Source organism: Paenibacillus lacisediminis, assembly GCF_046567315.2.
Genome location: NZ_JBKIAX020000030.1, coordinates 41,593 through 52,125 on the forward strand (window position 1 = coordinate 41,593; position 10,533 = coordinate 52,125).

At 52.9% G+C, this 10,533-nt stretch carries 9 protein-coding genes, 1 tRNA gene and 1 rRNA gene; all 11 read right to left on the reverse strand.

Features of this window, described 5'->3' with window-relative positions; genetic code table 11:
* Positions 1-12 precede the first annotated feature (12 nt).
* Positions 13-888, reverse strand: a complete 876-nt coding sequence (locus ACLD72_RS31515; RefSeq protein ID WP_411003293.1) for a YitT family protein — start codon at positions 886-888, stop codon at positions 13-15.
* A 553-nt stretch (positions 889-1,441) separates the two neighbouring features.
* Positions 1,442-1,594 (reverse strand): small acid-soluble spore protein P, encoded by a 153-nt coding sequence (locus tag ACLD72_RS31520; protein ID WP_128630951.1) that lies wholly within the window; start codon positions 1,592-1,594, stop codon positions 1,442-1,444.
* A 109-nt stretch (positions 1,595-1,703) separates the two neighbouring features.
* Positions 1,704-1,792: transfer RNA gene (locus tag ACLD72_RS31525), tRNA-Ser, on the reverse strand.
* 65 nt (positions 1,793-1,857) lie between these two features.
* On the reverse strand, positions 1,858-3,141 hold the full coding sequence (gene serS / locus ACLD72_RS31530) for a serine--tRNA ligase (protein WP_411003291.1): 1,284 nt from the start codon (positions 3,139-3,141) through the stop codon (positions 1,858-1,860).
* Positions 3,142-3,297: 156 nt separating this feature from the next.
* A complete protein-coding gene (gene pdxT / locus ACLD72_RS31535) occupies positions 3,298-3,876 on the reverse strand; it encodes a pyridoxal 5'-phosphate synthase glutaminase subunit PdxT (RefSeq protein ID WP_411003318.1) in 579 nt (192 codons plus the stop codon).
* A 101-nt stretch (positions 3,877-3,977) separates the two neighbouring features.
* Positions 3,978-4,859, reverse strand: a complete 882-nt coding sequence (pdxS, locus tag ACLD72_RS31540) for a pyridoxal 5'-phosphate synthase lyase subunit PdxS (protein ID WP_128630948.1) — start codon at positions 4,857-4,859, stop codon at positions 3,978-3,980.
* An 84-nt stretch (positions 4,860-4,943) separates the two neighbouring features.
* Positions 4,944-6,350: a D-alanyl-D-alanine carboxypeptidase family protein gene (locus ACLD72_RS31545; RefSeq protein ID WP_411003290.1), complete on the reverse strand. Its 1,407-nt coding sequence runs from the start codon at positions 6,348-6,350 to the stop codon at positions 4,944-4,946.
* A 131-nt stretch (positions 6,351-6,481) separates the two neighbouring features.
* Complete coding sequence (gene guaB, locus ACLD72_RS31550) at positions 6,482-7,939, reverse strand: IMP dehydrogenase (RefSeq protein WP_411003289.1); 1,458 nt, start codon at positions 7,937-7,939, stop codon at positions 6,482-6,484.
* 459 nt (positions 7,940-8,398) lie between these two features.
* Entirely contained in the window at positions 8,399-8,995 is a 597-nt protein-coding gene (gene clpP / locus ACLD72_RS31555) for an ATP-dependent Clp endopeptidase proteolytic subunit ClpP (RefSeq protein ID WP_411003288.1), read from the reverse strand.
* Positions 8,996-9,016: 21 nt separating this feature from the next.
* On the reverse strand, positions 9,017-9,826 hold the full coding sequence (locus tag ACLD72_RS31560; RefSeq protein ID WP_411003287.1) for an RNA polymerase sigma factor: 810 nt from the start codon (positions 9,824-9,826) through the stop codon (positions 9,017-9,019).
* Between the two features lie 599 nt (positions 9,827-10,425).
* Positions 10,426-10,533 (reverse strand): 5S ribosomal RNA (rrf, locus tag ACLD72_RS31565); the annotation flags it as partial.

Sequence of the window (10,533 nt, forward strand, 5' to 3'; positions counted from 1 at the left end):
CTTTTTGCCAAATTAATGGATGGCCTTTTTCTTGAAACGTCCACCCTTCACGTCATGGATATTCCCGACCGCCAAAAAGGCATTTTCATCGTAATGATTTACGATTTCCTTCAGCTTGGCTTCCTCCAAACGGGTAATCACGCAAAAAATAACCTTTTTCGGATCCCCGGAAAATCCGCCTTCTCCCGATAAATACGTCACGCCCCGGCCCAACCGGCTCAAAATGGCGTCCCCGATTTCGTCAATCTGGTCGCTGATGATCCAAACGGATTTCGATTCGTTTAAGCCGTCCACGACGATATCGATGGTTTTATAAGCGATATAATAGGCCAACAAGGAGAATAAAGCCCGTTCCCAGCCGAATACAAATCCGGCGCTGAGCAGTATGAAAAAGTTGAAAAACATAATAACTTCGCCAACGGAAAAAGGAGTTTTACGCGAGATTAAAATAGCGACGATTTCAGTTCCGTCCAAGGACCCGCCAAACCGGATCACGATCCCGGTTCCGAGGCCGAGCAAAATGCCGCCGAACACGAATGCCAGCAGGGTATCGCTCACAAAGGCTTGAACGGGATGCAGCAGCGCTGTTCCGGCCGACATGACGGAGATGCCGATCAGCGTGGAAATGGCAAACGTTTTGCCAATTTGTTTATAGCCGATAATGAGAAAGGGGAGGTTAAAGAGGAACAGGAAAATACCCAGAGGGAAACCCGATAAATAAGAAGACATTACGGAGATGCCCGTAATTCCGCCATCCGTAATTTTGTTAGGTACCAGGAACAGCTCAAGGGCCACAGAAACGAGAATCGCTCCAATAATAATGAAGAAGGTTCGAAACAGTATGCTTTTGACCGTTCTCTGTTTGTGCTGCCGAGCTTGCTGCGTCATCGCAGAGGGACTCATATTGCTTGGATTTATGGCGTTCAATCGCATCACGATCCTTTCGGTTAAAATATCTGTTTTTTCATCTCCGCTCCTAATTGATCCATTTCTTGAAGCTGGCCAGACACCCTATCTTTATTATTACATGTTTCTATGCCTCATGTCTTGCTTTTCATGCAAGTTTAAACTTGAAAAACCTCGCCATTAGTGAGGTCCTTTGCCGTGCAAACCTATACGATCGGTGCAAAGGGAAGGAATGCTGCTCTAACGGACACCAGCGACCTTATCCGCCCATTTCCCGGGTATTTCCCAGCCTAACGGACACACACGACCCTATTTCGCTCTAAACCCGTTCATCCAGGACGATTTGAGGTAAATAAGGTCTTCTCTGTCCGTTACATTTTGCAATCCTCCGTTTTTCCTCAAATAACGGCTCAGGTGTCCCTTAGCCCCCCACTCTACCCGCGCTTCACCCTCTACCATGACAGAAATTTTATAAATTCTATAAGGTTGAAAAACCTCAGCCTTGGGCTGAGGTCGTGAGGTTTCCGCGTCCGTATTATCCTTCAGGATTGTTATGACTGACGTGGTTTTGCGTCTTCACTTTCTTGGACCCGGACAGCGGCTCCGGTCCCTCCTGCTTCCGCTCGCGGCGCGGGTTGTCTTCCGGCCCATTGCCGGCCGAAGTCTGATACGTTTGCGGTTTGGTCATCGCAAACCCTCCCCTCCATTATGGATGTAGGGTTAATTTGCGATGAAACCCGCTGTATTATGCAAAAAAGAGAGCATCGCTGCTCTCTTGTGAACAAACATGGTATGTATGGCGGAGAGGATGGGATTCGAACCCATGTGAGCTTGCACTCTAACGGTTTTCAAGACCGCCCCGTTATGACCGCTTCGGTACCTCTCCGTAAGGTGAATCCGATTTGCGTAACAAATCAGATTCTACCACATTGCTTGCCGAATCGCAAGCCGTTAACGTTTGGCAATCTTCTCAATGTTGCCCATGTAAGGCCGCAGCACTTCCGGAATTTCCACGCTGCCGTCCTCTTGCTGGTAGTTTTCCAGAATCGCCGCAACGGTGCGTCCCACCGCCAGCCCCGAGCCGTTTAGGGTATGTACGAATTCGGGTTTGGCTTTCGGCTCCGGACGGAAGCGGATGTTGGCGCGGCGAGCCTGGAAATCCTCCACATTGGAACAAGAGGAAATTTCCCGGTACATGCCGCTTTCCGGCAGCCACACTTCGAGGTCGTACGTTTTGGCCGCCGTAAAGCCAAGATCGCCCGTACACAACGCAAGCACGCGATATGGCAATTTAAGCATCTGCAGGACACGCTCCGCGTTTGCGGTCATCTTCTCCAGCTCATCGTAGGACGTATCCGGATGCACGATCTTGATCATTTCCACTTTGTTGAACTGGTGCTGGCGAATCAATCCGCGCGTATCCCGGCCTGCCGCGCCGGCCTCCGAACGGAAGCAGGAACTGTAAGCCACATAATTGCACGGAAGGTCTTCCGCGTTCAAAATCTCATCGCGATGATAGTTCGTCACCGGCACCTCTGCCGTAGGGATAAGATAATAATCGCTGGTCCCCTGCAGCTTGAACAGGTCCTCTTCGAACTTCGGAAGCTGTCCCGTTCCGTACAGACTGTCGCGGTTTACGATATAGGGCGGCAGCATTTCCTCATACCCATGCTCATTGCTGTGCAGATCCATCATGAAGCTGATTAATGCCCGCTCCAGGCGCGCACCGAAGCCTTTGTAAAAAGCAAACCGCGATCCGGTGACCTTGGCCGCCGCTTCAAAATCGAGGATGCCGAGACCGGCTGCCACGTCCCAATGAGCTTTCGGGGCAAAATCGAATTGCCGCGGCTCGCTCCAACGGCGGACCTCAACGTTTTCCTCCTCGGAAGCGCCCACCGGCACGCTCGCGTGCGGAATGTTCGGAAGCGCCAGCATCAATTCATCGATCTGCGCCTCCAGCGTCCGAATCTCCTCGTCCAGCTCCTTGATCCGGTCGCCGACCTCTCGCATCTCCGCGATTAACTCGTCGGCATTCTCCTTGTTCCTCTTCCGCTGCGCCACTTCGGCGGACACCGTATTGCGGCGGTTTTTCAGCAATTCGCTCTCTTGAAGCAGCTCTCGGCGCTTCTCGTCCAGCGGCTGAAAACCGGAAATCAGCTCCAGCGATTTCCCCCGGTTTTTCAATGCTTCTTCAACTCGTGTATAATCGTTTCGCATTATTTTTACATCCAACATAAGTAGTCCCTCCTAGATTCATCCCTTTGCAGGCCTGCCTACCTCAAGAGTCATCCGTCGAAGGGAGGCTGCTATGCAATATGGAAACGCCGGCCGGCGGTTTGTGATCCCAAACCAGATAAAACCTCGACCCATCAAAGGAGTCAAGGTCCCTGTTTACGGCCGCTTCGTCTGCTTGATCATTTCAACAAAATAAGCATGGAGCGAAAAGTCGTCGGTCAGCTCCGGGTGAAAGGACGAGACGAGCAAATGCCCCTGACGGGCCGTGACGATTTCGTCCTTGTACGTCGACAACACCTCAACTCCCGGACCTACCGCCGTAATCAGCGGAGCGCGGATAAAGACGGCCCGCAGCGGAGCCGCAAGCCCCTTAACCTCCAAGTCCGTCTCAAAGCTCTCCCGTTGGCGTCCGAAAGCGTTGCGCGATACCTTGATATCCATTAAAGCGAGATGGGCTTCTTCCCCGCCTTCGATTTCCTTGGCCATCACAATCAGACCGGCGCAAGTGCCAAACAAAGGTTTGCCTTCCCGAGAAAAATCTTTGATCGCTTCAATAAATCCGTATTTTCGCATCAGCTTGCCGATCGTCGTGCTTTCGCCGCCCGGGATGATGAGCCCGTCCAGCTCGCCCAGCTGTTCGGTCCGCTTCACTGCCGTCCCCTCGGCTCCGGCGCTTTCCAAGCTTCGAATATGCTCCGCTACGGCGCCCTGCAGCGCCAGCACTCCTACCTTCATGGCAATCCTTCTTTCTGCTGCAGCCAAACTATGTGCACCCCGGCCATCACATGGATTTGCCGGGGTGGGTTAGAACTGCTTCCTTCGCTATTTCGGCCCGATTACCAGCCGCGCTCCGCCATCCGCTCTGCGGGAGACAATTTGGAGATTTCAATGCCTTTCATCGGCGTACCCAGGTTTTTGGATACTTCGGCAATCAACTTATAATCCGTGTAATGCGTCGTCGCTTCGACGATCGCACGGGCGAATTTCTCCGGGTTGTCCGATTTGAAAATACCGGAGCCAACGAACACCCCGTCCGCGCCAAGGTGCATCATCAGCGCGGCATCGGCCGGCGTCGCCACGCCGCCGGCGGCGAAGTTCACGACCGGCAGCTTGCCGTTTTCATGAACTTCCAAGAGCAAATCGTAGGCTACGCCCAGGTTTTTGGCTTCCGCATACAATTCGTCTTTGGACATGTTCTGCACTTTACGGATTTGGCTGTTGATCAGACGCATATGGCGAACGGCTTCCACGATGTTTCCGGTTCCGGGCTCGCCTTTCGTACGGATCATCGACGCGCCTTCACTGATCCGCCGCAGCGCTTCGCCGAGGTCTTTCGCTCCGCAAACGAACGGTACAGTGAAATCGCGTTTATCGATATGGAACACTTCGTCCGCCGGGGTTAACACTTCGCTCTCGTCCAGGTAGTCTACCCCCAGCGATTCAAGAACTTTCGCTTCTACGTAATGGCCGATCCGCGCTTTGGCCATTACCGGAATGGAAACGACCTTCATCACTTCCTCGACTATCGTCGGGTCCGCCATCCGGGCTACGCCGCCGGCCGCCCGAATATCCGAAGGAACCCGCTCCAGCGCCATGACGGCGGTAGCCCCGGCCGCTTCGGCGATTTTGGCTTGCTCCGCGTTCATAACGTCCATGATGACGCCGCCTTTTTGCATCTCGGCCATGCCTCTTTTGACACGCGATGTTCCTGTTTCCATGTCCAATCCTCCTGATAATAATCTAACTTGATATTTTACAATATTCCCATTAAATATACAACTCGCTGACTTGGGATTTCGCGCCTAGAACAGGTTTTTGATCCCGTTGAACAGATCGCCGAAGAAATCGCCGATCGCCCGCATCATCAACGCGAACCAGCCGGCTTTTTCCGTATCTTGGGCCGTGATCAGGTTGACGGTTTTCTCCAGCGTTTGCTCCATGCCCGGAACCTTGAAGGAATAAGTGACCGTACCTACTTTCGTCCCCTGCTTCAGCGGAGCGGTCAGGCTGGCGGCATCGTCCAGCGTCACTTTCGCTTGAACAGCGCTCGTATCCGCTCCTTTCGGTACCACAAAGCTGACGGCTTGATCGGTTACCACAGGAACTTTCGTGTCCTTCGCTTTGTTTACGATTACCGTCTCCGTGCCGACCACGGTCGCTTTTGGAGGAACGATCTGTTTGGTTTCAAAGTTATTGAAGCCGTAATCCAGCACTTTGCGGGTTTCGACGAAACGTGCGGAATCCGATTTGGCGTCAGCGCCCATGACTACACTGATTAACCGCGTACCGTTCCGCACGGCCGTTCCCGTAAAGCAGTTGCCGGCTTTGGAGGTATGGCCGGTTTTCAGGCCGTCCAGGCCTTCATAAGCATATTGTTTGAAGTTCGTGATGTTTTTGTTCGCTTCCAGCATCCAGTTCAAGTTCACCATCGGCGCGGTGTCGCGTGCCCGGAACTTTTTGCTTTGAATGGTGGTAAAACGGTTGAAATCCGGATGGTCGGTTACGATATACTTGGCCAAGATCGCCGCATCCATTGCGGACATGACGGTTTCCTTGCCGTCCGTCGGCTGAAATTCCTTCGGCATGTCTTTAATGTCAAGGCCGGTAGCGTTGGCGAAATGGGTATGGGTCATGCCCATCCGTTTGGCTTCGTCATTCATCATTTTAACAAAGGCCTGCTCGGAACCGGCAACATACTCGGCAAGCGCCACCGAGGCATCATTCGCGGAAGCGATGGCCATGGCGGTATACAGCTCTTCTATCGTATGCTGATCTCCCTCGGCCAGGAAAATTCGTGAGCCAATCGTGTTTGCGGCATTTTTTCTTACCGTTACCACGTCGTCCCATTTGAATTTGCCCTGTTTTACGAGATCAGCGACAATGTATTCGGTCATCATTTTGGTCATGCTGGCCGGCGGCAGCGCTTCATCGCCGTTGACATTCAGCAGCACTTGCCCGGATACGGGCTCCAATAAAACGGCGGATCTTACTTTAAGGTCTAATGATTCCACGGAAGGAATTGAGGTGGTCGCAGATTGCACTGCCGCAGGTTTGGTAGAAGTAGACTCCGTTTGCTCCCCTTCCGCCAGCGCCATGTCCGGCACCAAAGAGAAGCACAGTGCGTTCAGCAGCAATACAGATGCTACGCTTTTGCGCAGGAAACGCCGTTTGGATTGTGTAGTCTTACGTTTGGATTGTCTCAGTTTCAATGCCCTTAAAGCTCCCCTCATATTCTCTTTCATTTACTTTTTCTATTCTATCACAGGGGATATCGCAAAAAAAGACAAGCCCCGGCGAAATTGCCCGGCTTGCCTTGGTAGATTGTGGAATGCCGATAGATTTATAGCGAATAGTTCGGCGCTTCCTTCGTGATTTGCACATCATGCGGATGGCTTTCGCGAAGGCCGGCGCCCGTAATCCGGATAAATTGCGTATCGTTCCGCAGCTCGTCCAGACTTGGGGTGCCGCAGTAGCCCATGCCGGAACGCAGCCCGCCGAGCAGCTGATGGATCGTGTCGGACAACGGACCTTTGTAAGCAACCCGGCCCTCGATGCCTTCCGGTACAAGCTTCTTGTCGTCATCCTGGAAATAACGGTCCTTGCTGCCCTGCTTCATCGCGCTTATCGAACCCATGCCTCTGTACACCTTATAGCGGCGCCCTTGATAAATTTCCGATTCGCCGGGGCTCTCTTCCGTTCCCGCAAACAAACTGCCCAGCATCACGGCATGTGCGCCTGCGGCGATCGCCTTGGTGATTTCACCGGAATATTTGATGCCGCCATCGGCGATGATCGGCACACCATACTCACGGGCCACCGTTGCGCAATCGTAGACAGCCGTAATCTGCGGCACACCGATGCCGGCGATGACCCGGGTCGTACAGATCGACCCCGGACCGATCCCGACTTTAACCACCGACGCCCCCGCTTCGATCAGGGCTCTGGTGGCATCCCCGGTCGCAACGTTGCCGGCAACGATCGTCAGGTCCGGATAACGTCTGCGCAGCTCTTTGACCGCGTCGATGATGTTGATGTGGTGGCCGTGCGCCGAATCGACCGTAATGACGTCAACACCGGCCTTGACCAACGCATCGGTCCGATCGAACGTATCTTTGGAAATGCCCACGGCCGCGCCGACGAGCAGGCGTCCCTGAGCGTCTTTGGCCGCGTTCGGGAACTGGATTGCTTTTTCGATATCCTTAATGGTAATGAGGCCTTTCAGCACATTGTTCTCATCGACCAGCGGCAGCTTCTCGATCTTATGCTTCTGCAGAATCACTTCGGCCTGTTGCAGGGTTGTTCCGACCGGAGCGGTAACCAGATCATCGCGGGTCATGACCTCGCTGATTTTGATGTTGTAGTCATGTACAAACCGCAAGTCCCGGTTCGTCAAAATCCCGATCAGCTTATGCTCATCATCGACGATCGGCACCCCGGAAATCCGGAATTTGCCCATGACCTCTTCCGCATCGGATACAAGATGGTTCGCCGTAAGCGAAAAGGGATTGGTGATTACGCCGCTTTCGGAGCGTTTTACCCGATCTACTTCCTCCGCTTGCTGCTCAATCGGCATATTTTTGTGAATGATCCCGATGCCGCCTTCCCGCGCGATCGCAATCGCCAGCGCGCTTTCCGTCACTGTGTCCATCCCCGCGCTGATCAGCGGAATGTTCAGCTTCACCTTGTCGCTCAGCTTCGTGGATACGTCGACCTCTTTAGGCAGAACCTCCGATTTGCGCGGAACCAATAGCACGTCGTCGAACGTTAAGCCTTCCTTGTCAAATTTGCTTTCCCACACTGTAAAGATCCTCCTTAAAAATAATTTGAATGATGATGGCCGATTTCCTAAGTAAGCCCGGTTAAGAACAACGTCTTCGAGTACCCTTACCTAAAACAAGAACCGCCTATAGCGGTGTCTCATACGTGGGATCTCCCTTATATATCAAGACCGGAAAGCCCCTTACGAAAATATATTATTGCCATCTTAGCAAAGGCCCTATAGGCTGTCAAGGAAAAGCCGACCCAAATCTTCAAGCGGCTTCCGGGCAAAAACAATTGTCTATTGGACACGAACACTACTGAAAATGAAACCTTCCGTTCACTGTATTTCTGCCCTAAACCGGCAATTCCGATTCTTACAGCTCCAAAACAAAAGAACGGGGCCGTTATCGGCTTCCCGTCCTGTTGTTTTTTATTTGGTTTTAGTGCGGCCCCGTCCGGTCCACATATGCTCTTGACGAGACGCCTGCCCGACGCATTACGAGTTGCGGTTCTCGCTGTAGATCACCTGGTCGATAATCCCGTAGGTCTTGGCCTCTTCCGCAGTCATAAAATAATCCCGGTCCATATCCTTCTCGATCTTCTCAAGAGACTGGCCCGTGCATTCGGCGGCAATGGTATTCAATCTCTCCCGGATGCGCAAAATCCGCCGTGCGCTGATCTCAATGTCGCTCGCCTGCCCCTTTACGCCGCCATGCGGCTGGTGGATCATGATTTCGCTATTCGGTAAGGCGAACCGTTTTCCTTTGGCTCCGGCCAATAGCAGAATCGCCGCGAAGGAAGCGGCAAAACCGGCGCAAATGGTTTGGACATCCGGCTTCACGTACTGCATTGCGTCGTAAATCGCAAAACCCGCTGAAGTCGAACCGCCAGGGCTATTGATATAAAAATGGATGTCCTTCTCCGGATCCTCAGCCGCCAAAAACAACATCTGCGCCGTAATGCTGTTGGCCACTTGATCGTCAATCTCCGAACCGAGAAAAATGATCCGGTCCTTTAACAGGCGTGAATAAATATCGTAAGAACGCTCTCCGCGATCCGTCTGTTCAATGACGTATGGAATTACCGAACTCATAAGTTTACCTCCTTAATTGGGTCAAGCCGCTGCCGCTATCATCCATTGGCTCCTAACCGGTGTTGCCTTTCGAGTCCCCGGTTTGGCTGCCGTGTTACAGCGATAGGACTGCAGCGTTAACGTTGGAACAAGATCTTGAGGACGAGGATCGTTGAACAACATGGCCAAAGCGGTAGCATCCTGACGGCGAAAAGCGTCCAAATAGGCATATACCACAGCTTCATGCGCTCCTGTATCGTCTTGCCGTTCCGAAAAAGCGCGAGCTTTGCTCTGCTCTTCCCCTTCCCGCGATTGAAACAGACCGTTGCGCAGCTTCGTACGGGCCCGGTGCAGCGCCGCCTTGACAGCTCCCTCCGTTGACTGGATCAACTGGGCCGCTTCCGCTGCCGTATACTGCAGGACATCAACCAATAGCAACGCAGTCCGTTGATTCGGCGGCAGCTGGCTGACCAAAGTCTCCATCGCCGCCCAAACGCTGGTCTCATCCAACCTCTGCTGAGGCAACTCTTCCACGACCATGGGGTGCGCTGGGAGCATTTTTTTGCGTCCGCGGTCAATCCAGGTATTTCTGGCCGCTTTGTATAAATAAGCCCGCGTAAGCCGAATACGATCCCCTTGGTTCCGCAATGAAGACCAAACCTTAAGCCACGTGTCCTGCGCCAAATCGTCGCCTTCCCACGCCGATCCGGTCAAGGAGTGGCAATAGCTACGCAACGCCTTCTGATGCGCGTCAACCCAATCCGGAAAATCGGGCGCTTCCCCGGCTCCCTCGGCACCCCCTGCAGTCTTGGCCACTTTACGCTTCTCCTGCTCCGCAGCATATTTGCGCATGTTAGAACACCTCCTGCCCTTCCATAGCTAAAACCTTCCGACTGTTGACCAATCTATACTTGCTGATTTTGTTGTTCACCGTTATAAACGAAAAATTAGCGGTAATCGATACGGTCTCATGCAAAATATTTTACCTGAATTTTTGTATTTTAGCGTCATTCATATCGGAAACCAGCACACTTACCGGAAACTGCCACTCATTGGCCACTCCGCCATGCTGCAATACCACCTAACGGACTCCTGTAGTATCGCCTTGTAGTATCGCCTAACGGACTCCAGCGACCTTATTCGCCCATTTCCCGGGTATTTCCCGTTCTAACGGACTCAGACGACGCTATCGGATTAAAAATACGGACATTGACGCCGATCTGAACGAAATAAGGTCCGCTCGGTCCGTTAGAATTCCTACCCCCTCGTTTTCGACCCAATAACGTCGCTCAGGTCCGTTAGCCTCATCCGTTAAGCTTCACTTCTCCATCCCCTAGAATCCGCAATAACGTTGCTATCCGTTTCATCACGCCGTTTCGTTTCATTACGCTGCAAACACTTCAACAACGCAAAAAAACACCGCCGAGTTATCGGCAGTGCTCTTCTTTCTTGCTTGGCGGCGTCCTACTCTCCCAGGACCCTTCGGTCCAAGTACCATCGGCGCTGGAGGGCTTAACGGTCGTGTTCGGGATGGGTACGCGTGGAACCCCTCCGCCATC